Source organism: Burkholderia sp. 22PA0106 (genome assembly GCF_047497155.1).
Classification (GTDB): Bacteria; Pseudomonadota; Gammaproteobacteria; order Burkholderiales; family Burkholderiaceae; genus Burkholderia.
On sequence record NZ_CP163162.1, the window covers coordinates 1,045,026 to 1,065,417 of the forward strand.

22 protein-coding genes are annotated in these 20,392 nt (G+C 67.6%); 18 read left to right on the top strand and 4 right to left on the bottom strand.

Annotation, left to right across the window (positions count from 1 at the left end; all coding sequences use genetic code 11):
* Positions 1 to 285 precede the first annotated feature (285 nt).
* The 7 genes from AB4850_RS04505 to AB4850_RS04535 all read left to right on the top strand — a co-directional run bounded on the left by AB4850_RS04505 (position 286) and on the right by AB4850_RS04535 (position 5,838).
* Complete coding sequence (locus tag AB4850_RS04505) at positions 286 to 1,692, top strand: MFS transporter (protein WP_414441960.1); 1,407 nt, start codon at positions 286 to 288, stop codon at positions 1,690 to 1,692.
* Between the two features lie 25 nt (positions 1,693 to 1,717).
* Entirely contained in the window at positions 1,718 to 2,050 is a 333-nt protein-coding gene (locus AB4850_RS04510; protein ID WP_414441404.1) for a hypothetical protein, read from the top strand.
* Positions 2,050 to 2,265, top strand: coding sequence for a recombinase-like helix-turn-helix domain-containing protein (locus AB4850_RS04515; protein ID WP_414441405.1), 216 nt, complete (start codon positions 2,050 to 2,052; stop codon positions 2,263 to 2,265). The genes AB4850_RS04510 and AB4850_RS04515 overlap by 1 nt, the downstream gene beginning before the upstream one ends.
* A gap of 16 nt (positions 2,266 to 2,281) precedes the next feature.
* Entirely contained in the window at positions 2,282 to 3,301 is a 1,020-nt protein-coding gene (locus AB4850_RS04520) for a Rieske 2Fe-2S domain-containing protein (protein ID WP_414441406.1), read from the top strand.
* Positions 3,298 to 3,741: a RidA family protein gene (locus AB4850_RS04525; RefSeq protein WP_414441407.1), complete on the top strand. Its 444-nt coding sequence runs from the start codon at positions 3,298 to 3,300 to the stop codon at positions 3,739 to 3,741. The genes AB4850_RS04520 and AB4850_RS04525 overlap by 4 nt, the downstream gene beginning before the upstream one ends.
* A gap of 43 nt (positions 3,742 to 3,784) precedes the next feature.
* Complete coding sequence (locus AB4850_RS04530) at positions 3,785 to 4,741, top strand: PDR/VanB family oxidoreductase (protein WP_414441408.1); 957 nt, start codon at positions 3,785 to 3,787, stop codon at positions 4,739 to 4,741.
* 134 nt (positions 4,742 to 4,875) lie between these two features.
* Positions 4,876 to 5,838 (top strand): IclR family transcriptional regulator, encoded by a 963-nt coding sequence (locus AB4850_RS04535; RefSeq protein ID WP_414441409.1) that lies wholly within the window; start codon positions 4,876 to 4,878, stop codon positions 5,836 to 5,838.
* Positions 5,839 to 5,903: 65 nt separating this feature from the next.
* Here the strand turns inward: AB4850_RS04535 and AB4850_RS04540 are convergent, their stop codons facing one another.
* Positions 5,904 to 6,977 carry a porin gene (locus AB4850_RS04540; RefSeq protein ID WP_414441410.1) on the bottom strand — a complete coding sequence of 358 codons (1,074 nt, stop codon included), beginning with the start codon at positions 6,975 to 6,977 and terminating at the stop codon, positions 5,904 to 5,906.
* A 388-nt stretch (positions 6,978 to 7,365) separates the two neighbouring features.
* On the opposite strand from AB4850_RS04540, the gene AB4850_RS04545 reads away from it, so the two are divergent.
* The 11 genes from AB4850_RS04545 (at position 7,366) to AB4850_RS04595 (ending at position 18,675) form a co-directional block, all read left to right on the top strand.
* Entirely contained in the window at positions 7,366 to 8,136 is a 771-nt protein-coding gene (locus tag AB4850_RS04545; RefSeq protein WP_414441411.1) for an SDR family oxidoreductase, read from the top strand.
* Positions 8,137 to 8,172: 36 nt separating this feature from the next.
* Positions 8,173 to 8,712: a cupin domain-containing protein gene (locus tag AB4850_RS04550; protein ID WP_414441412.1), complete on the top strand. Its 540-nt coding sequence runs from the start codon at positions 8,173 to 8,175 to the stop codon at positions 8,710 to 8,712.
* 10 nt (positions 8,713 to 8,722) lie between these two features.
* Entirely contained in the window at positions 8,723 to 9,643 is a 921-nt protein-coding gene (locus tag AB4850_RS04555; protein WP_414441413.1) for an alpha/beta fold hydrolase, read from the top strand.
* Positions 9,640 to 10,500: an IclR family transcriptional regulator gene (locus AB4850_RS04560; protein ID WP_414441414.1), complete on the top strand. Its 861-nt coding sequence runs from the start codon at positions 9,640 to 9,642 to the stop codon at positions 10,498 to 10,500. The genes AB4850_RS04555 and AB4850_RS04560 overlap by 4 nt, the downstream gene beginning before the upstream one ends.
* Entirely contained in the window at positions 10,501 to 11,295 is a 795-nt protein-coding gene (locus tag AB4850_RS04565; RefSeq protein WP_414441415.1) for an SDR family oxidoreductase, read from the top strand.
* On the top strand, positions 11,288 to 12,946 hold the full coding sequence (locus AB4850_RS04570; protein ID WP_414441416.1) for a thiamine pyrophosphate-binding protein: 1,659 nt from the start codon (positions 11,288 to 11,290) through the stop codon (positions 12,944 to 12,946). Before AB4850_RS04565 ends, AB4850_RS04570 begins: the two co-directional genes overlap by 8 nt.
* The gene (locus tag AB4850_RS04575; protein ID WP_414441417.1) at positions 12,939 to 13,766 is read left to right on the top strand and encodes an aspartate dehydrogenase; all 828 of its coding nucleotides are present in this window, start codon (positions 12,939 to 12,941) and stop codon (positions 13,764 to 13,766) included. Before AB4850_RS04570 ends, AB4850_RS04575 begins: the two co-directional genes overlap by 8 nt.
* Positions 13,767 to 13,781: 15 nt before the next feature.
* Positions 13,782 to 15,278 carry an aldehyde dehydrogenase gene (locus AB4850_RS04580; protein ID WP_414441418.1) on the top strand — a complete coding sequence of 499 codons (1,497 nt, stop codon included), beginning with the start codon at positions 13,782 to 13,784 and terminating at the stop codon, positions 15,276 to 15,278.
* Positions 15,279 to 15,292: 14 nt separating this feature from the next.
* Positions 15,293 to 16,258 (top strand): VOC family protein, encoded by a 966-nt coding sequence (locus AB4850_RS04585; protein ID WP_414441419.1) that lies wholly within the window; start codon positions 15,293 to 15,295, stop codon positions 16,256 to 16,258.
* A 98-nt stretch (positions 16,259 to 16,356) separates the two neighbouring features.
* Positions 16,357 to 17,910, top strand: coding sequence for a methyl-accepting chemotaxis protein (locus AB4850_RS04590; RefSeq protein ID WP_414441420.1), 1,554 nt, complete (start codon positions 16,357 to 16,359; stop codon positions 17,908 to 17,910).
* A gap of 42 nt (positions 17,911 to 17,952) precedes the next feature.
* The gene (locus tag AB4850_RS04595; RefSeq protein WP_414441421.1) at positions 17,953 to 18,675 is read left to right on the top strand and encodes a hypothetical protein; all 723 of its coding nucleotides are present in this window, start codon (positions 17,953 to 17,955) and stop codon (positions 18,673 to 18,675) included.
* Positions 18,676 to 18,779: 104 nt separating this feature from the next.
* On the opposite strand, the gene AB4850_RS04600 is transcribed toward AB4850_RS04595, so the two are convergent.
* The 3 genes from AB4850_RS04600 to AB4850_RS04610 form a co-directional block, all read right to left on the bottom strand.
* Positions 18,780 to 19,148 (bottom strand): copper resistance protein CopC, encoded by a 369-nt coding sequence (locus AB4850_RS04600; RefSeq protein WP_414441422.1) that lies wholly within the window; start codon positions 19,146 to 19,148, stop codon positions 18,780 to 18,782.
* 28 nt (positions 19,149 to 19,176) lie between these two features.
* Positions 19,177 to 19,620: a copper chaperone PCu(A)C gene (locus AB4850_RS04605; RefSeq protein WP_414441423.1), complete on the bottom strand. Its 444-nt coding sequence runs from the start codon at positions 19,618 to 19,620 to the stop codon at positions 19,177 to 19,179.
* Between the two features lie 62 nt (positions 19,621 to 19,682).
* Positions 19,683 to 20,330 (bottom strand): SCO family protein, encoded by a 648-nt coding sequence (locus AB4850_RS04610; RefSeq protein ID WP_414441424.1) that lies wholly within the window; start codon positions 20,328 to 20,330, stop codon positions 19,683 to 19,685.
* Positions 20,331 to 20,392: the final 62 nt, after the last annotated feature.

Sequence of the window (20,392 nt, forward strand, 5' to 3'; positions counted from 1 at the left end):
CATGATGTATAGAAATTGAACGTGTCGAATTCTCGGGACTTTTTATTTTGATCGCAATGCTTTTTGGTGTCGGGTATTTGCAAGGAACGGCCTTTACGGCCTGCTGGCAAGCTGCTGGCGCGACGTGTCAGTATTTTCCCCTAGCGCTGCGAAATCATTTTTTTCCAGCCGAGTGCGTGGCTTAAAATTAACCATATACGAATCGTTGTTCCGTAGGCGGAACAAAAGCCGCCAGAACATATCGATAGCCGTTCAACCGCAACTAGGCGATGTAAACCTATGGACATGAAGGTCGGGGTGGACAGTGCAGCAGGGGCCGGCAACGCCGGCGCGTCGGACCGTCTGACCATGGGCGGCATCGTGGCGCGCATGGAGCGGCTGCCGGGCAATGCGATGCAGGTGAGGGCGCGGGTGCTGATCGGCTGCGCGACGTTCTTCGACGGCTTCGACGTGATCGCCATCGCGGCGACGCTGCCGATGCTGATCGCGAAATGGGGCCTCGCGCCGTCGCAGATCGCGTTTCTGATCGCGGCCGGCTCGATCGGCCAGTTGATCGGCGCGCTGCTGTTCCCGGCGCTCGCCGAGCGCTACGGGCGCGTGCGGACGATCGCGTGGAGCTCGGGGATCATCGGCATCACCAGCATCGCGTGCGGCTTCGCGCCGTCGTATGCGGCGTTCGTCGCGTTGCGGGCGGTGCAGGGCGTGGGGCTGGGCGGCGAGCTGCCGGTGGCGGCTGCCTACATCAGCGAGATCACGCGTGCGCACGGCCGTGGCCGCTTCGTGCTGCTCTACGAAATCATCTTCCCGATCGGCCTGCTGGTGGCGAACGCGCTGGGCGCGTGGCTGGTGCCGGTGCTGGGCTGGGAGGTGATCTATTTCATCGGCGGCATTCCGCTGGTGCTGTTCTTCGTGCTGCGCCGGCTGGTGCCCGAATCGCCGCGCTGGCTCGGGCAACGCGGCCGCATGACCGAGGCCGCCGTGTCGATCTCGGCCTTCGAGGCCAGCGTGAAGCAGCCGCTGCCGCCGCTGCAGGCCTCCGATGCGGTGGCGCACGCGCAAACCGCGGTCAAGCATCCGAAGCGCACCGTGCGCGACCTGTTCGGGCCGCTGTATCTCAAGCGCACGGTCGCCGTGGCGATGCTGTGGATGACCTGCGGCGTGATCCAGTATGGCCTGCTGACCTGGCTGCCGACCATCTACAAGGTGGTCTATCACGCACCGTTGCAGCTCGCGCTGAACCTGACGGTGGGCGCCTCGGTGCTCGGCGTGATCGGTTCGCTGATCTGCGCGCTGGTGGTCGACAAGGTGGGCCGCAAGCCGGTGATCAACGTGTCGTTCCTGTTGTGCGCGATCGCGTTGTTCTGCGCGGCCGTGTTCCACGACAGCTCGGTGTACGTGGTCGGCACGTTCTGCGCGCTGTCGTTCGGCCTGCTCGGTTGCGGCTTCATCACCGCCTACGTCTACACGCCGGAGCTGTATCCGACCAGCGTGCGTGCGCTCGGTTGCGGCGTCGGCAGCGCCTGGCTCAAGGTGGCCGCGATTGCCGCGCCGGCGCTGGTGTCGAAAACGCTGACCACCAACATCAGCGTCGCGTTTTACGCGTTCGGCGCGGTGCTGCTGCTCGCCGCGATGGTCATTCACCTGCTTGGCATCGAGACCAAGGGCCAGGTGCTCGAACAGCTCGAAAACTGATTCCCCTGCAACCAGGAGCCAAGCCGTGACGTCCGACACTTCCCAGGAAGCGGTGCTGCTGACCGTGTTCTTGCGCCATGACCAATCGAACAACCTCGACGCCATCCAGGCCCGATTGAAGCAAGCCGACTGGTGGGAGCGCTTTCCGCCGGAGGGCGTTCGCATCGTCTCCTGGACGGTGGCGATGGGCTTCGGCCAGATCGTGACGCTCGAAGTGCCGCCGCGGCTGCTGCCGCTGGTCAACGTGGAACTGGAGCGCTCGGCGTGGGGCGTGTTCCGCACCGAGTGTTATCCCGCTTACGATTTTTTGCCTGTTCGCGAACGGATTCGTGAACGGGTTCGCAATGGAGGCCAATGATGGATCGATATCTGGAGCCGCATCAAGCGCGGCAGCGTCCCCCGACGCAATACGAAAACCTGCTCGGCGACGCGATCGAACGCGCGTTCGGGAAGGGCATCACGGCGCTGCCGGAACTGGTGGCTTACCTGAACGAATTCGGGCCGCGTGCGCAGAACGCCGAAGCGTGGACGGAAGACAACTTCCGCACCGAGATCGCGCGCCTGGCCCAATAACCATTCGGAGAACCCCATGAATACGGATCAGAAAGACGATATCGACGGCACGCTGCAACGCGGCCTGCAGAATCTCTGGTACCCGATCTGCCCGTCGTCGTTCGTCAAGCAAGAGCCGGTATCGCTGCGCCGCCTGGGCCGCAAGCTCGTGTTCTGGCGCGACGTGGACGGCACGCCCTACGCGCTGGAGGATCACTGCCCGCATCGCGGCGCGCCGCTCTCGCGCGGCGTGGTGCTCGGCGATCGCATCCAGTGCGGCTATCACGGCGTGCATGTGCGTTGCGACGGCGTGGTCACGTCGGTGCCGGGCAGCCCGGGCTGCAAGCTCGAAGGCTCGCGCGGCGCGCGCTCGTTCCACGTGCGCGAGGCCGCCGGCGCGCTGTTTCTGTACAACTCGGCCGAGAACGTCGACGAGCCGCCGCCGCTGGTGCTGCCCGAGGAATTGACGGGCGCCGAATTCTCGTCGTTCCTCTGCTACACGGAGTGGAAGGGCGATTACCGCTTCGTGCTCGACAACGTGATGGACCCGATGCACGGCGCGTATCTGCACAAGCAGTCGCATTCGATGGCCGAGGGCGAGATCAGCGCCACGTTCACGATTCGCGACACGGAGCGCGGCTTCGTGTTCGAGAAGGTCGGCCAGCGCGACGTGAACTTCGACTGGACCGAATGGGCCGACACGGGCCTGCACTGGATGCGCCTCGAAATCCCGTATCCGAAGACGGGCGGCCCCGGCGGCAACTTCATCATCATCGGCAGCTACACGCCGATCGGCCCGAACCTGGCGGCGGTGTTCCACTGGCGCGTGCGCAAGGTCGATGGCTGGCAGCGCGACACCTGGCGCTTCCTGTATCGCAACCGCCTCGAAGCGCGCCATTGGGCCGTGCTCGAACAGGATCGCGAGATCCTCGAATACATGGAGCCGGACGCGAACCAGAACGAGCACCTGTATCAGCACGACATGGGCATCGTGCGGTTGCGCCGGCATCTGCGCAACCTCGCGAAGCAGCAGATCGAGAACGGGGCGGCGCGGTGAACGTGGCGCAGAACGCGCCGACGCCTGTGCGTTGCGAGGCGGTGCCGGAAGCACCGGGCGCCACCTGGAGCAACGCGCTGGTGATCGGCGACGACATCATCCTGTCGGGCATGACGGCGCATCCGGCCACGCTGGCGGCGGCAGGCGGGCTGTCCACCTACGAGCAGACGCTGGTGGTGCTGGAGAAGATCCGCGCGCTGGTGGAAGCGGCCGGAGGCGATCTCGGCTGCATCTACAAGCTCGTGGTGTACGTGACGGACATCGCCGACAAGGCGGAGGTCGGCCGCGCGCGCCGGGAATTCTTCGCCTCGCAGGCGGCGCAAGGCGCGCCGTATCCGTGCTCGACGCTGGTCGAGGTAGCGGGGCTGGTGTTTCCGGAATTGCGTGTCGAGATCGAGGCATGCGCGCGGCTCGGCATCGCCCGGGCCGCGGCACGGTAAAGCAACGCGATAAAGCAACACGAGAGACGCGAGAGACGCGAAGATGAGCAATCAACCGGCCCACACGGCCATCGTGCGCACGCTGCGCCACGAGGCCACGGGCATCATGAGCATCGAACTGGTGCCGCCGCGCGGCGAACGCTTCACGGCGTTCGAGGCGGGCGCGCACATCGACCTGCATCTGGCGAGCGGGCTGGTGCGCAGCTATTCGCTGCTCAATCCGGGCAGCGAGACGCACCGCTACGTGGTGGGCGTGCAGGTGGACCCGAAGGGGCGCGGCGGCTCGCGCTTCATCCACGAGAATTTCCGCGTGGGCATGCGCGTGCCGCTGTCGGCGCCGCGCAACCTGTTCGCGCTCGACGAAACCGCTTCGCACAGCGTGCTGATCGCGGGCGGCATCGGCGTCACGCCGATCCTGTGCATGTATCGCCGGCTGCTCGAACTGGGCCGCCCGGTGCAGATGCTGTATTGCGCGCGCAGCGCCGATCATGCGGCGTTCCTCGACGAGCTGCGCGGCCTCGGCGGCGCGTTGCGCGTGCATTTCGACGACGAGCAGGGCGGCCCGGCCGACCTGAAGGCCTATCTGGCCGAGGCGCCGGCCGGTGCGCACGTGTATTGCTGCGGCCCCGCGCCGATGCTCGACGCATTCGATCAGGCCTGCGAAGCAAGCGGCATCGCGAACCGCCACGTGGAGCGTTTCGCGGCGGCCCCGCAGGCCGCGCCGGCAGCCAGCCACGGCTATCAGGTCGAACTGGCGCGCAGCAAGCAGGTGGTGGAGGTGGCGGCGGGGCAGTCGCTGCTCGATTCGCTGCTGGCGGCCGGCGTGAAGGTCGATCACAGCTGCATGGAAGGGATTTGCGGCTCGTGCGAAACGCGCGTGCTGTCCGGGTGCCCCGATCATCGCGATTCGGTGCTCAGTGCGTCGGAGCGCGCGAGCAACCAGGTCATGATGATCTGCGTGTCGGGCTGCAAGGGCGAGAAGCTGGTGCTCGACCTCTGAGGCAGCAGGACAGGAAGATGACAGGCGCGGCGGCGCGCGGCACGAACGCGGCACGAACGCGATAGGGCCGGAATTCCGGCCGGCCGGGCCTTCGCGCTATCATCTGTCATCTTTCCTACCCAATCTTGCCGATCATGGCGCGAGCAACCCCTCCAGGCACTGCAAAACGGCCCCGCGCCGATCAGACGCACGACGTCGAAGCCGTGCCGGACACTCCCGATTCCTCCCTCGATGCGTCGCTCGACGCCCCGGCCGAAGCCGATGACGAAGCCGGCGCCGCCTCGGGCGCCGGGTCGTCCTATTCGGTGCCGGGCCTCGAACGCGGGCTGCGGATTCTGGCCGAATTCTCCTCGCGCGAGCCGATCCTGGGCGCGCCGGAATTGTCCAAGCGCATCGGCATTCCGCGCACCACCACGTTCCGGCTGCTGCAGACGCTCGAATCGCTCGGCTTTCTCGAACGCGCCCCGGGCGACCGCCATTACCGGCTCGGCGTGGCGATCCTGCGGCTCGGCTTCGAATATCTGAATTCGCTCGAACTGACCGATTTCGGCCAGCCGGTGCTCGACTGGCTGCGCGACGACACCGGCTTCAGCGCGCATCTGCTGATTCGCGACCAGCGCGACGTGGTGTTCGTCGCCAAGGCGCAGACGCGCGATCCGATGTTCAGCTCGGTCAAGGTGCACGTCGGCACGCGGTTGCCCGCGCATGCCACGGTGCACGGCCAGGTGCTGATGGGCGACCTGACGCTGGCCGAGTTGCGCAGCCTGTATCCGGAGCGCGAGCTGTCGCGCTTCACCGAGCGCACGCCGGCCACCGTGGATGATCTGTACCAGCGCATTCGCGCAACGGCGGCGCAGGGCTACGCGTTGAGCGAGGCCTCGTTCGAACGCGGCATTTCCGCGATCAGCGCGCCGGTGCGCGATCACACCGGCCGCATCGTCGCGGCGCTGACCGTCACGGTGCCGCGCTCGGACATCGGCGAGGCTGAACGCGCGCCGCTCGTGGCGCGCACCTGCCAGGCGGCGCTCGATCTGTCGTCGCGGCTCAACTACCGGCCGCGCGTCGGCGATCCCACCCAGTCCTACGCGCACGTCTGAACGTAAAAACGGCGCGCGGCGAGGCCGAAACCTCGCTGCGCGCCGGCTGGCTCGAAGCTGCGAAATCAGAACGAGTGGTGGATGCCGGACAGCACGATGGTCTGGTTGCGTCCGCCCGATACGCCGGCCGTGAAGAACGCCGCGTTCGCATTGCTGTTGGCGTGCTCGACCATCACGTTCACGTACAACTGGGTGCTCTTGGAGAGCGAGTAGGTGTCGCCGATCTCGAGCAGCGTCCAGCGGCGGCCCGACAGCGTGGTGGTGGACACCCCGCCCCCCACGTTGTTGAACGGCGTGACCAGATAGTTCGCGCCCACGTCGTAGCTCTGGTAGATATCCGAGAAGCCCGCCGATTGCAGTTTCACGTGCGTATACACGCCGTGCAGCAGCAGCTTGCCGATCTGGTAGGACAAGCCCGCGCCCATGTTCTCGACCTTGGCCGCCGTGTAGTTGGCGGCCGCCACGCCCTGGAAGCTCGTGATGCCGGTGGTGACGATCGACGGCGTGCGGTTGCTCTCGTTCGAGTACACCGCGCCGGCCTTGAGCCCCCCGTTCGCATAGGTCAGCGTCAGGCCGTAGTTGCGGCCGGTTGCGAAGTTGGTGGTGTTGCCGAGGCCCATCATCGCGCCCACGCTGAAGCCGTAGTAATCCACCGACCGGAATTTCACCGAGTTGTCGAACGGCACGATGCCCGTGTCGGCCAGCTCGTCGATATTGCCCGGGTGGAACGCAAACCAGCTCTGCCCCTGATACGCCGTGCTGAACGGCCCGAGCACGTCGAAGTTGAACGGCGTCTGGTGGCCTAGCGTCAGCGTGCCGACGCGGTTCTGGCTCAAGCCCACATAGGCCTGACGATTGAACAGGGTGCCCGCCTTCGCGAAGCTGCCGGTGTTCGTATAGAAGCCGTTTTCGAGCTTGAACACCGCGCGCCAGCCGCTGCCGAGATCCTCCGTGCCGGTCAGGCCCCAGCGGTCGGGCTGCGTGTTGCCTTGCTCCTCCATCCACTTCGCATGCCCCGCGACGTTGCTGATATAGGCCACCCCCGCGTCGAGGCTGCCGTACAGCGTGACGCTGCTCTGCGCCGACGCCGTCGCGCTAACCACAAGACCTGCCACCCCGGCAGCAATGATGCGCTTCACAGTCCGTACTCCTAATAGATATGGTCGTTCGATAGAGCCTGGTGGGGCGACGTGCCGCCAACGTTGATGCCGGCGTGCCGCGTCGCGGAAATGCATGTTCCTGCTTGCCTTGTTTGTTTCATATAAGGAACAACGTATCTCCTATGGAAATTATAATGAGATGCGAGCGTGGACAAAAAAAGCTTGGTGCTCGGGCTTACCCGAATTCGTCTCGATGCAACAGATTGCTTTCGATCCTTGCAGGAAGGGGTTTTGTCGCGATACGCGTTGGCGCGCTAGTGTTTTCCCTGATGCCGCCAAATTTCTTTTTGACCCGTGGCCGGCAACCTTATAATGACCACATATAAACCACTGTTCCTTATATGGAACAAATGAACGGAGAGGAGCGATGAATCTCCCAACCTGTCGCGACACCGATGCAAGGCTCGACAACCGGCGCGTGATCGTCACGGGCGGCGCGCGCGGTTTGGGCGCGGCGTTCGTCGAGGCGCTGTCCGCGGCCGGCGCGAACGTCGTGTTCGGCGACGTGCTGCACGACGAAGGCCAACGGCTTGCCGAGCGGCTCGGCAGCCGCGTTCAGTTCGTCGCGCTCGACCTGAGCGACGACGCCAGCATCCAGGCGTTCGTCGCCACGGCCGCGCAACGGCTGGGCGGCGTGGATGCGCTCGTCAACAACGCTGCGATCACCAATTCGGGCGGCCGCTTCGCCGAGGAATTGAGCCTCGAAACGTGGGACGCCGTGATGAACGTGAACGTGCGCGGCACCTGGCGCATGTGCGTCGAGACGCTGCCGTACCTGCGCGAATCGGCGAGCGCGGCCGTCGTCAACATCGCGTCGGACACGGCCCTGTGGGGCGCGCCGAAGCTGCTCGCCTACGTCGCCAGCAAGGGCGCGGTGATCGCGATGACGCGTTCGCTGGCGCGCGAGTTCGGCGCGCACGGCATCACCGTGAACGCCGTCGCGCCGGGTTTGACCGAGGTCGAAGCCACCGAATACGTGCCTGCCGAGCGCCACGCGCATTACCAGCAGGGCCGCGCGATCTCGCGTGCCCAGGTGCCCGCTGACGTGACCGGGCCGGTGCTGTTCCTGTTGTCCGACGCCGCGCGCTATCTGACGGGCCAGGTGCTGCCGGTCAACGGCGGCTTTGTAATGAACTGACGCTCGCCGCTGCGCGAGCCTATTTGGAGAATGAAGATGGCCGATGCCGATATCGAACGTAAATCGTGGGACCAGCCCGCCGACGCGAGCTTCGAGCAGTGGATGGAGGCGCGCGTCGCGCGCTTCGCCACGCGCCGCTACGACTGGGACGCGCTGAAGTTCCAGGCCGACTACGACCCGAAATACCGCCGCGCGCAGATGCGCTACGTCGGCACCGGCGGCACCGGTGTCGCGAAGGACGTCAACACGGTGCCGGCCGGCGGCTTCACGTTCTCGACGATGGTGATTCCGGCCGGCAACATCGGCCCGAGCCACATTCATATGGATGTCGAAGAAATCTTCTTCGTGCTGCGCGGCAAGATGAAGGTGGTCTGCGAGCGCGATGGCGAGACCTGGGAATCGGTGCTGGGCGAGCGCGATCTGATTTCGGTGCCGCCGGGTGTCTATCGCACGGAAATCAACGTCGGCGAGGAAGACGCGCTGATGTGCGTGATGCTCGGTTCGCCGAAGCCGGTTACGCCGACCTATCCGCCCGATTCGCCGCTCGCGAAGATCAAGCGCGAACTCGCGAAATAAGAGGCCGCCCATGCACGACCAGCACAGCCTGCCAGCGTTCGGCGATCGGCTCGCGGCGTTTGCCGAGCGCCGGATCGACGTCGCGCCGTCGCGCGTCATCGGGTATCGCGAGGCCGGCGCGGATCGCGCCGAAGCCTTGCCGGCGGTACTGCTGCACGGCATCGGCTCGGGCGCGGCGTCGTGGGTGCTGCAGTTCGAGGCGCTCGGCGCCGCGCGCCGCGTGCTGGCCTGGGATGCGCCGGGCTATGGCGAATCGACGCCGGTCGGCCTGGCCTCGCCGCACGCCGCCGATTACGCCGAGACGCTGGCAGGCTGGCTCGATGCGCTGGGCATCGCGCGCTGCGTGCTGGTCGGGCATTCGCTCGGGGCGATCGTCGCTGGGCGGTTCGCGGCATTGCATCCGGGCCGCGTGGCGGGGCTGCTGCTGCTGTCGCCTGCCGGGGGTTACGGTGCGGCGAGCGAAGCCGTTCGCACGCAAAAGCGCGACAGCCGCCTCGCGATGCTGACCGAACTCGGCCCGCAAGGGCTGGCCGACCAACGCAGCGCGAACATGCTGTCGCCGCACGCGAGCGAACCGGCGCGGCAGTGGGTGCGCTGGAACATGGCGCGCATCGTGCCGGCCGGCTACGCGCAGGCCACGCACCTGCTCGCCAATGCCGATCTGGCCGCCGACGTGGCGCAATACCGTGGCCGCATCGCGGTGGCGGTCGGCGCGCAGGACGGCATCACGCCGCCCGAGGCGTGCGCACGCATCGCGCAGGCGGCCGGCGTGCCGTTGCAAACCATTCCGGGCGCGGGCCACGCCGGTTATATCGAGGCACCCGACGCCTACACCACGCTGATCGATGCATTCGCCAAGCAGTGCGAAGCAAATGAATCGCAGCACCGATCGCAGCACAAATCGCAGCACCACCGGGAGACGAACGCATGACGCCGGCATCGACCGAGCGCGCACCGGCCGCCATCGAAGGGCCGGGCGAGATCAACTACCTGGTGCCGGGCCTCGATCGCGGCCTGCGCATCCTGACCGAATTCTCGGCGCACGAGCCGATCCTCGGCGCGCCCGAACTGTCGCGCCGGCTCGGCATTCCGCGCACCACGGTGTTCCGGCTGCTGCAGACGCTCGAATCGCTGGGCTTTCTGGAGCGCGCCAACGGCGAGCGCAATTACCGGCTCGGCGTGGCGATCCTGCGGCTCGGCTTCGAATACCTCAGTTCGCTGGAGCTGACCGACCTCGGCCTGCCGCTGATCGAGGCCTTGCGCGACAGCACGGGCCTGTCCACCCACATCGTGATTCGCGATGGCCGCGACGTGGTGTTCGTCGCGAAGGCGCAGAGCCACGCGCCGGCGTTCAGCGCGGTCAAGGTGAACGTGGGCACGCGCTTGCCGGCGCACGCCACCACCCACGGCCAGGTGCTGATGGGCGACCTGACGCTCGACGAACTGCGCGCGCTGTACGCCGGGCTCACGCTGCAACGCTTCACGCAGCACACGCCGGGCACCGTCGAGGAACTGTTCGAGCGTGCACGTGCCGACGCCGAGCAAGGCTACGCCACCAGCGAATCGTCGTTCGAGCACGGCATCTCGGTGGTCAGCGCGCCGGTGTTCGGCGACGCGGGGCGGATCGTCGCGGTGGTGACCGCCACGGTGCCGCGCGCCCATTTCGACACCACGCTGCCGGCCAGCGGGCTGATCGAGCAGGTTCGGGCCACCGCGCATCAACTCTCGCTGCGGCTCAACTACCGGCCGCCGGCGGAACAACGCTTCATGAACGCTTTGGAAATCTAAATGATTCAGATCGACCTCACAGGGCAGGTGGCCGTGGTGACGGGCGGCTCGTCCGGCATCGGCCTCGCCACCGCGCGGCTGTTCCTGCAGGCGGGCGCATCGGTGGCCCTCTGCGGCCGCGACGCCGGCCGCCTGGCCAGCGCCGAGCGCGCACTGCGCGACGCCTTCCCCGACGCGAAGCTGCTGGCCGCGCGCTGCGACGTGCTCGATGCGGACGACGTCGCGCGCTTCGCCGAAGCGGTGCAGGCCGCGTTCGGCCGCGCCGACATGCTCGTGAACAACGCCGGGCAGGGCCGCGTGTCCACCTTCGCCGACACCAGCGACGACGCCTGGCGCGAAGAACTCGACCTCAAGTATTTCAGCATCGTGCGCCCCACGCGGGCGTTCCTGCCGATGCTCGAAGCGGCCGCCGGCGCGATCGTCTGCGTCAACTCGCTGCTCGCGCTGCAACCCGAGCCGCACATGGTGGCCACCTCGTCGGCGCGCGCCGGCGTGCTGAACCTCGTCAAGTCGCTGGCCGTGGAACTCGCGCCGCGCCGCGTGCGCGTCAACTCGATCCTGATCGGCATCGTCGAATCGGGGCAGTGGCGCCGCCGCTACGAGGCGCAGGCGCAGCCGGGCCAGAGCTGGGAAGACTGGACCGGCGAACTCGCGCGTCAAAAGAAGATTCCGCTCGGCCGTTTCGGCCGCCCCGAAGAAGCCGCACAAGCGCTTTTTTATCTGGCCACGCCGCTGTCGTCCTACACGACCGGCAGCCATATCGATGTTTCTGGAGGCGTTGCACGTCATGTCTAATACCACGACCGTCGGCGAACTGATCGCCGCTTTTCTCGAACAATGCGGCGTGCAGACCGCTTTCGGTGTGATCTCGATTCACAACATGCCGATCCTCGACGCGATCAACACGCGCGGCAACATCCGCTATGTCGGCGCGCGCGGCGAAGCCGGCGCGCTGAACATGGCCGACGGCCTGGCGCGCGTGTCGGGCGGGCTCGGCGTGGCGTTCACGAGCACCGGCACGGCGGCGGGCAACGCGGCCGGCGCGATGGTCGAGGCGCTGACCGCCGGCACCGCGCTGCTGCACATCACCGGGCAGATCGAGACGCAGTATCTCGATCAGGATCTGGCCTACATCCACGAAGCGCCCGATCAACTGACGATGCTGTCGTCGATTTCGAAGGCCGCCTACCGCGTGCGTTCGGTCGAGACGGCGTTGTCGATCGTGCGCGAGGCCGTGCGCGTGGCGCAAACCGCGCCGAGCGGCCCGGTCAGCGTCGAGATTCCGATCGACATCCAGGCCGCCCTGATCGAATGGCCGGCCGATCTGAGCGCGCCGCACGTGAGCCTGCCGACCCACGATACGCAGCGCGTCGAGCAACTGGCCGAGGCGCTCGCGTCGGCCAAGCGCCCGCTGTTGTGGCTCGGTGGTGGCGCCCGCCATGCGCGCGCGCAGGTCGAGCGGCTCGTCAGGCTCGGCTTCGGCGTGGTGACCAGCGTGCAGGGCCGTGGCGTGCTGCCGGAAGATCACCCGGCCACGCTCGGCGCGTTCAACGTGCAGCCGAGCGTCGAGGCGTTCTATCGCACCTGCGACGCGATGCTGGTGGTGGGCTCGCGCCTGCGCGGCAACGAAACGCTGAAGTACAAGCTCGCGCTGCCGCAGCCGCTGTACCGCATCGACGCCGACGCGCTGGCCGACAACCGCGGCTATCGCAACACGCAGTTCGTGCACGGCGATGCGGCCGCCATTCTCGACGAACTGGCCACGCGCCTCGAAGGCCGCCTGAACGTCGATCCGGCGTTCGCGCAGGATCTCGCGGCGGTGCGCGAAGTGGCCGTGGCCGAAACCGGCAAGGGCCTCGGCCCGTATCGCCAGTTGGTCGAGGCGCTGCAACAGGCCGTGGGCCGCGATTTCAACTGGGTGCGCGACGTGACGATCTCGAACAGCACGTGGGGCAACCGCATGCTGAAGATCTTCGAGCCGCGCGCGGGCGTGCACGCGCTGGGCGGCGGCATCGGGCAGGGCGTGCAGATGGCGATCGGCGCGGCGCTCGCCAACGCCGCCGCGAAAACCGTTAGCCTGGTGGGCGACGGCGGCCTGATGGTCAATGTCGGCGAACTGGTCACGGCCGTGCAGGAAAACGCCAACGTGATGATCGTGCTGATGAACGACCAGTGCTACGGCGTGATCCGCAACATCCAGGACGCGCAATACGGCGGCCGCCGCTGCTACGTGCAACTGCACCAGCCCGAGTTCGCGCAGTTCTGCGCGAGCTTCGGCCTGACCCACTACCGCATCTCGTCGCTCGATCAGGCCGAGGCCGTGATCCGCGAGGGCATGGCGGCCAGCGGCCCGGTGATGGTCGAGGTCGACATGCTGTCGATCGGCTCGTTCGCCACCGCGTTCGCCGGCCCGCCGGTCAAGAAAGAGGAGCCCGAACATGCGTGATTCCACGGTGTCGCCCGGCCGACGCATCGAAGTGGCGATGATCGGCTTCGGCGCGATCGGGCAGACGGTGTATCGCGCCGTCGCGGCCGACCCGCTGGTGCGTGTGGCGCAGGTGGTGGTGCCCGAGCATCAGCGGGACATGGTGCGCGCCATCACCGGCCCCGAGGTCGACGTGGTCAGCTCGGTCGCGGCGCTCGCGCACCGCCCGCGTTTCGCGCTCGAATGCGCGGGCCACGGCGCGCTGATCGATCACGTGGTGCCGCTGCTGAAGGCCGGCACCGATTGCGTGGTGGCGTCGATCGGCGCGCTGTCCGACCTGGCGCTGCTCGAAGCGCTGGAATTGGCGGCCACCGAGGGCAATGCCACCGTCTCGCTGCTGTCGGGCGCGATCGGCGGCATCGACGCGCTCGCGTCGGCCAAGGAAGGCGGCCTCGACGACGTGCAGTACATCGGCCGCAAGCCGCCGGTGGGCTGGCTCGGCACGCCGGCCGAGGCGGTGTGCGACCTGCACGCGCTCACCGAGGCGCGCGTGATTTTCGAAGGCAGCGCGCGCGACGCCGCGCGGCTGTACCCGAAGAACGCCAACGTGGCGGCCACCGTCGCGCTGGCGGGCCTGGGCCTCGACAACACGCGCGTGCGGCTGATTGCCGATCCGCAGGTCACGCGCAACGTGCACCGCATCGTCGCCACCGGCGCGTTCGGCGAGATGTCGCTGGAAATGTGCGGCAAGCCGCTGCCCGACAACCCGAAAACCTCCGCGCTGACGGCATTCAGCGCGATTCGCGCGCTGCGTAACCGCGCGGCCCATTGTGTGATCTGAACGAGGAAGCCCGACATGTCAGACAAGGACATCATCGCCACGCTCGTGCCGACCGACGAGATCTTCGTCGGCGGCGTGTGGAAGCGCGGCCGCGGCGCCGTGTTCGCGAGCCTGTATCCGGCCGACGGCTCGGTCAACGCGGAAATCACCACGGCCGACGCCGACGATGCGCGCGACGCCGTGGAAGCGGCCGACCTGGCTTGGCGCCGCGCGGATTGGGCCGGCCTCAAGCCGCATCAGCGCGCGCTGGTGCTGTATCGCATCGCCGACCTGATCACGGCGCGCCACGAAGCGCTCGCGCAGTTGCAGCGCCGCGACAACGGCAAGCCGATCGGCGAGACGCGCGCGCTGGTGGCGAGCGCCGCCAACACGTTCCGCTATTACGGGGCCTGCCTCGAAACGCTCGACGAGGAACTGACGCCCTCGCGCGGCGATTACCTGACGATGAGCGTGCATGAGCCGATCGGCGTGATCGCGGCCATCACGCCGTGGAATTCGCCGATCGCCTCCGACGCGCAGAAGCTCGCGCCGGCGCTGGCGGGCGGCAACGCGGTGGTGCTCAAGCCGGCCGAAGTCACGCCGCTGGCCTCGCTCGCGCTGGCCCGCATCTGCGAGGAAGCCGGCGTGCCGCCGGGCGTGCTGAGCGTGCTGCCCGGCAAGGGCTCGGTGATCGGCGATGTGCTGGTGCGCCATCCGCTCGTCAAGAAGGTGTCGTTTACCGGCGGCACGGAGGTTGGGCGCGGCATCGCTCGCATCGCCGCCGAGAAGCTGATGCCGGTGTCGCTGGAGCTGGGCGGCAAGTCGCCCACCATGGTGTTCGCCGACGCCGATCTCGACCACGCCGTCAACGGCGTGCTGTACGGCATCTTCAGTTCGTCGGGCGAGGCGTGCATCGCCGGTTCGCGGCTGTTCGTCGAGCGCCCGATCTACGCGGAATTCATGCGGCGGCTGGTGGCGAAGGCGCGCGAGCTGCGGGTCGGCGATCCGTCGCTGCCGGGCACGCAGATGGGGCCGCTGATCACCGCCAAGCATCGCGAATCGGTCGAGCGCTACGTGGCGATCGGGCTGGAAGAGGGCGGGCGCCTGCTGTGCGGCGGCGAGCGGCCGGTGGGCGAGGGGCGCGAGCACGGTTATTTTTATCAGCCGACAATTCTCGAAGGCCTGGGCAATAGCGCGCGCATCTGCCAGGAGGAGATCTTCGGGCCGGTGCTGGTGGCGATGCCGTTCGACGACGAGGCCGCGCTGCTGGCCGAGGCCAACGACAGCGTGTTCGGCCTGGCCGCCGGCATCTGGACGCGCGACTACAAGCGCGCCTGGCGCGTGGCGCGCGCGCTGGAAGCCGGCACCGTGTGGATCAACACCTACAAGCTGTTCTCGATCTCCACGCCGTTCTCGGGCTGGAAGGACAGCGGCATGGGCCGTGAAAAGGGCCGGCTCGGGATTCGCGAGTACATGCAGCAGAAGAGCCTCTATTGGGGCTTGAACGACGCGCCGCTGGCGTGGGCGAACTAAAGGGGCAAGGCAACATGACGATTCTGGGCATCGAACAGATCACCTACGGCGTCGACGATCTCGATACCTGCCGCCGTTTCTTTTCCGACTGGGGCATGCGCGAGGTCGCGCACGACGCCGGCCGCGGGCGCTTCGAAACGCTGAACGGCTGCACGGTGCTGGCCGTGAAGGCCGACGACCCGTCGCTGCCGCCGGCCTTCGAGGCAGGCCCGACGCTGCGCGAAGTGACCTGGGGCGTGGCGAACGCGGCCGATCTCGCGCTGTACCGCGAGCGCCTGGCCGGTGCGCCCGGCTACTACGCGACTGACGCGGCCGTGGGCTGCACCGATCCGGCCGGCATGGCGATTCGCGTGGAAGTCACGCGCAAGCGCGCCATCGACGTGAAGGGTTCGCCGTCGAACGTGTGGGGCGAGACGCCGCTGCGTGTCGATACGCCGAGCCCGGTGTACGACCACGCCGAGCCGGTCGAGGTGGGCCACGTGGTGTTCTTCACGAACTGCCTGGCCGAGCAGCAGCGCTTCTACGAGGAACGGCTCGGCTTCGAGATGTCGGATCGCTACCCGGAGCGCGGCGCGTTCATGCGTTGCGCGCCGCACGGCGGCCATCACGACATCTTTCTGCTGGCGTTGCCGAACGGCAAGAAGGGCCTCAATCATGTGGCGTTCACCGTGCGCGACATCCACGAGGTGTTCGGCGGCGGGCTGCACATCAGCCGCTGCGGCTGGCAAACGCAGCTCGGGCCGGGGCGGCACCCGGTGTCGTCGGCGTACTTCTGGTACTTCAAGAACCCGGCTGGCGGGCTGATCGAGTACTACGCCGACGAGGATCAACTCACGCCCGATTGGCAGCCGCGCGATTTCGAACCCGGCCCGACCGTGTTCGCCGAATGGGCCGTCGACGGCGGCCTTGACGGCCATACGCGCCGTCAGGTCGAGGCGAAGGCGCCGGAAGGCCAGTTCATGACCGACCGAAAAAGCTGACGTAGCGCGCGCCCGCCGTTGCCGCCGATCGTGCGCGGCGGCGGGCGTTTGTTTGCGCGTGCGCCGGGCACGCCATTCCTCCCCCTTCACCCCCGACGATGAAACACCTCACCCTCAATGCCCGGATCGCCGCGATCGTGCTGTTTCTCGCGCTGCTGCTGATCGTCACGGGCGGCATCGGCATCGCCGGCATGAACGCCAGCAATCGTTCGCAGCACGAAGCGTATGACGTCTATTACGCCTCGGCCGTGGCACTCGGCAAATCGAACACGGCCATGTCGCGCGCGCGCTTCGGGCTGGATTGGGCGATCGCGAACCCGCAATCGCCGCAACTCGTGCCGCAACTGGATCGCGCCGCCGCGCTGCTGATCGATTCGGACAACTGGTGGAAGCGTTTTCGCGCGCTGCCCAAATCGTCCGAGCTGGGCGCGTTGACCGACGACCTCGACGCCAAGCGCGCCGCCGTGCGTCGCGATGCGATCGATCAGTTGATCGCGGCGATCCGCAGCGGCAACACCGGCTGGATGGACGCGCAACGCGCGCAGCAACTGATCGGCCTCTACACCGCCATGAACGCGAGCCAGGGCGCGCTCGAGGATTATCTCGACCGACAGTCGAGCGCGGCCGGGCGGCATTCGGATGCGCGCTTTCACGTGCTGATGGCGATCTGCATCGCCAGTTTGGTGCTGGCGCTGGTGGTGTCGTGGTTTGGCTGGCGCGCGTTGCGGCGCGCGATCATGACGCCGCTGGCCTCGGCGATGCAGCAGTTCGAGGCGATCGCGGCGGGCGACCTGACCACCCGCGTCGAGATCCGCTCGAACGACGAGATGGCCACGCTGCTGCGCTCGCTGGCCGGCATGCAGGCCAGTCTCGCCGCCACGGTGGCGGCCGTGCGTTCGGGGTCGCAGGCGATTGCCGGCGCGACCCAGCAGATCGCGGCCGGCAATCAGGATTTGTCGCAACGCACCGAGGAGCAGGCCGCGTCGCTCAGCGAGACGGCCTCCGCGATGGAGCAACTGACGGCGACCGTCAACCAGAACGCCGACAACGCCGGCCAGGCCAGCGAACTGGCGCGCAGCGCGGCCGAATTGGCCGGGCGCGGGCGCGAGGCGGTCGGCACCATGATCGAGACGATGCGCGCGATCCACACCGGCTCGGCGCGCATGACCGGCATCATCGGCACGATCGAGGGCATCGCGTTCCAGACCAACATCCTGGCGCTTAACGCGGCGGTGGAAGCCGCGCGGGCCGGCGAGGAAGGGCGCGGCTTCGCGGTGGTGGCCGGCGAGGTGCGCAGCCTCGCGCAGCGCTCGGCCACGGCGGCGCGCGAGATCGGCGCGCTGATCGCCGAGGCGACTTCGCGCGTCGAGGCCGGCGCCGGCTTGATCCAGGACACCGGCGCGACGATGGCGCAGATCGACACCGCCATCGACCGCGTCACCCGCATCGTCACCGAGATCGCGCAGGCCTCGGGCGAGCAGAGCGACGGCATCCAGCAGGTCGGGCTGGCGATCACGCAGATGGATCAGGTCACGCAGCAGAACGCGGCGCTTGTCGAGGAAAGCGCGGCGGCGGCCACGGCGCTGGCCGATCAGGCGCATACGCTGCGCGAGTTGACGGCGGCGTTCCGGATGGCGGCGCAGGGGGCTTAGGTCGGCCGGGGTTCGTGGTCGAGATGTGTGTTACAAACGGCCATGCCCGAATTCGACCGCCACCCCGTTCGCCTGAACCTGCTTTCCATTACCCGCCTGCGCCTCGGCGCGTTGGTGTTGCCGTCGCTGGCCTTGTTCCCCTCGGCAAGCCGCGCCGATGTCGGCAGCCTGGGCGCCGTCGCCATGGCGGCGTTCACGGTGTTCGTCGCGATCTGGGGCGGGCTGACCTTGTTCGTGGGCCTGTGGTTGTGCCGCCGGCTGTCGGTGGTCAAACGGCTCGCATGGTCCGCGCTGTTTTTCTGCTTGCCGGCGATCTACCTGGCGGTGTCGCTGCTCTCCAGCTACGCGCTCGGCGAGGGCACGCGCCTCAGAACCGAAGTGACGAAACAACCGCTGGAAGTATCGGGCGTGACGTTCCCGCCCGGCAGCACCGCCGATTACGAGCAAACCGGCGGCCTGTTCGGCCTGGGCGCGCAGCGCACCTTGCAGGCGATTCGCAGCCCGCATCCGGTGCCGGTGGGCAACGTGCTCGTCGACGCGTTCATCTTCATTCCGCAGAACTCGGGCGATACGGTGCGGGTGGACCTCAGCCCGGGCCAGACGATCGACGGCTGGCCGTGCGGCGGCGACAGCACGCTGCATCTGACGCCGGCCGGCCCGAAACTGGCCGCGTGCTTCCTGGCCGGCTCGCGCGAGTGGAAGGGGCGCTTGCTGCAGCCGGGCGCGTATGTCGATCTCGATGCCGGCATGGCGTCGGGGGATTAGCGCGGCAGGTACGGTAGGGCGTGAAATGAACAAGGCCCGCGCGGCAGGCATGCCGCGCGGGCCTTGTCGCATGGGCGATCCGGCTGTCCGCCGGATCGCGCGGCTTACTGCGCCGTGAACGTATACGTGCCTTGCGTGCGATGGCCGTCGGTGGCCACGGCCACCCAGTTCACCGTATAGACGCCCGGCTTCAGCGCGGCGAGATCGACGCTCATGTGCTTCTTGTCGCTGCCGCTCACGCTCGACGCATCGCGCGTGGCGGCCTGGCCGGCCGCATCGGTCACCTTCAGCGAGCTGAACGCCGGTTCGAGCCCTTCGTCGAAATCGATCGCGACGTTGGCCGTGGCGACGGGCACCGTCGCGCCGGCGTCGGGCACGCGCTGCTTCGGATGGGCGTGCGCGAACGCGAGCGGGGCGACGGCGGCGAACAGCACGGCGGCGGCGCCGTGCAACAAGGGCTGGAGAATCTTCATGTCTGAACTCCTGGGATGGACGGGCGGCTTACTTCGACATGCCCTTCGGGCCTTCGACCTTGCACTGCGCGGTGAGCTTCTCGCCGTCGCCGAACGTCAGCGTCAGCGGGATCGTCGAGCCGATCTTCAGCGGCTGCTTCGGCTCCTCGAGCATGACGTGATAGCCGCCCGGCGCAAACGCCAGCGTGCCCTTGGCCGGCACGGTGGCCTTGTCGACCATGACCATCTTCGACATGCTGCCGTTGCTTTGGGTCTGATGCATCATCGCCATGCCGAACGCGTCGGCGCCGACGTCGGTCAGGTCGACGGGCTTCGCCCCGGCGTTGGCCAGCTCGAAGAAGCCGCCGGACGGGATGCCGGCCGGCATCGCGCGCACCCAGCAGTGCGAGACGGTGACGTCGGCCGGGGCGGCGAAGGCGGCGGCGCAGGCGAACAGGGGGGCGGCGGCGAGCAGGCGGAGTGCGGTTTTCATGCGGGATTCCTTGATGAATTCGGTCGATGGGGTGGACGGGCGGCCGGAACGGCGCGTGCGCATCAGTTGCCGCCGCTCTTGATCAGCAGCGGCAGGTCGTGGACCCACGGCGGCACGCCCTGGCCGTCGCGCGCGAACAGGCGCAGCTTGCCGTTCGGATCGAAGATCACGCTCGCGGCCGTGTGGTTCATCGAATAGTTGTCGGGCTTGCTGCCGGCCACCTGTTCGTAGCTGATGCGGAAATCGTTGGTGACCTGCTTCAGTTGCGCGTCGTCGGCCGGGCGCAGCGCGCGGAACGACGGATCGAAGGCGCTCACGTATTGCGACAGCACGGTGGGCGTGTCGCGTTTCGGATCGACGCTGACGAACAGCACCTGCACCTGTTTCGCGACATCGGGGCCGAGCTGCTGCAAGGCCTGCGCGAGTTCGGCCAGCGTGGTCGGGCACACGTCGGGGCAATGCGTATAGCCGAACAGCAGCACCACGACCTTGCCGCGATAGTCGGCCAGCGTGCGGATCTTGCCGTCGGTGTCGGGCAGCGCGAAATCCTTGCCGAACTGGGTGTTGCCGGTGATGTCGAGGTTGTTGAACGACGGTTCGTTCTGCTTGCAACCGGCCAGCAGCGTGGCGCCGACGAGCGCGCCGGCGATCGCGAGGGCGGCCGTGCGCCGTCCGGCGCTGAAAGGGGAAACGGTCAAACGCTTGAACATGGAAATCTCGCCATGAAAATCAGAAAGCCGAACGAGGGCGCGGGCGCCTAACTGCCTGCGCG

What these genes read in the sequence shown, in the direction of transcription:
- AB4850_RS04560 (WP_414441414.1), top strand. Translation starts at nt 9,640, where the DNA reads ATGACGCCGGCATCGACCGAGCGCGCACCGGCCGCCATCGAAGGGCCG.
- AB4850_RS04520 (WP_414441406.1), top strand. Translation starts at nt 2,282, where the DNA reads ATGAATACGGATCAGAAAGACGATATCGACGGCACGCTGCAACGCGGC.
- AB4850_RS04505 (WP_414441960.1), top strand. Translation starts at nt 286, where the DNA reads ATGAAGGTCGGGGTGGACAGTGCAGCAGGGGCCGGCAACGCCGGCGCG.
- AB4850_RS04535 (WP_414441409.1), top strand. Translation starts at nt 4,876, where the DNA reads ATGGCGCGAGCAACCCCTCCAGGCACTGCAAAACGGCCCCGCGCCGAT.
- AB4850_RS04575 (WP_414441417.1), top strand. Translation starts at nt 12,939, where the DNA reads ATGCGTGATTCCACGGTGTCGCCCGGCCGACGCATCGAAGTGGCGATG.
- AB4850_RS04530 (WP_414441408.1), top strand. Translation starts at nt 3,785, where the DNA reads ATGAGCAATCAACCGGCCCACACGGCCATCGTGCGCACGCTGCGCCAC.
- AB4850_RS04570 (WP_414441416.1), top strand. Translation starts at nt 11,288, where the DNA reads ATGTCTAATACCACGACCGTCGGCGAACTGATCGCCGCTTTTCTCGAA.
- AB4850_RS04545 (WP_414441411.1), top strand. Translation starts at nt 7,366, where the DNA reads ATGAATCTCCCAACCTGTCGCGACACCGATGCAAGGCTCGACAACCGG.
- AB4850_RS04515 (WP_414441405.1), top strand. Translation starts at nt 2,050, where the DNA reads ATGGATCGATATCTGGAGCCGCATCAAGCGCGGCAGCGTCCCCCGACG.
- AB4850_RS04555 (WP_414441413.1), top strand. Translation starts at nt 8,723, where the DNA reads ATGCACGACCAGCACAGCCTGCCAGCGTTCGGCGATCGGCTCGCGGCG.
- AB4850_RS04600 (WP_414441422.1), bottom strand. Translation starts at nt 19,148, where the DNA reads ATGAAGATTCTCCAGCCCTTGTTGCACGGCGCCGCCGCCGTGCTGTTC.
- AB4850_RS04550 (WP_414441412.1), top strand. Translation starts at nt 8,173, where the DNA reads ATGGCCGATGCCGATATCGAACGTAAATCGTGGGACCAGCCCGCCGAC.
- AB4850_RS04595 (WP_414441421.1), top strand. Translation starts at nt 17,953, where the DNA reads ATGCCCGAATTCGACCGCCACCCCGTTCGCCTGAACCTGCTTTCCATT.
- AB4850_RS04590 (WP_414441420.1), top strand. Translation starts at nt 16,357, where the DNA reads ATGAAACACCTCACCCTCAATGCCCGGATCGCCGCGATCGTGCTGTTT.
- AB4850_RS04605 (WP_414441423.1), bottom strand. Translation starts at nt 19,620, where the DNA reads ATGAAAACCGCACTCCGCCTGCTCGCCGCCGCCCCCCTGTTCGCCTGC.
- AB4850_RS04565 (WP_414441415.1), top strand. Translation starts at nt 10,501, where the DNA reads ATGATTCAGATCGACCTCACAGGGCAGGTGGCCGTGGTGACGGGCGGC.
- AB4850_RS04610 (WP_414441424.1), bottom strand. Translation starts at nt 20,330, where the DNA reads ATGTTCAAGCGTTTGACCGTTTCCCCTTTCAGCGCCGGACGGCGCACG.
- AB4850_RS04580 (WP_414441418.1), top strand. Translation starts at nt 13,782, where the DNA reads ATGTCAGACAAGGACATCATCGCCACGCTCGTGCCGACCGACGAGATC.
- AB4850_RS04585 (WP_414441419.1), top strand. Translation starts at nt 15,293, where the DNA reads ATGACGATTCTGGGCATCGAACAGATCACCTACGGCGTCGACGATCTC.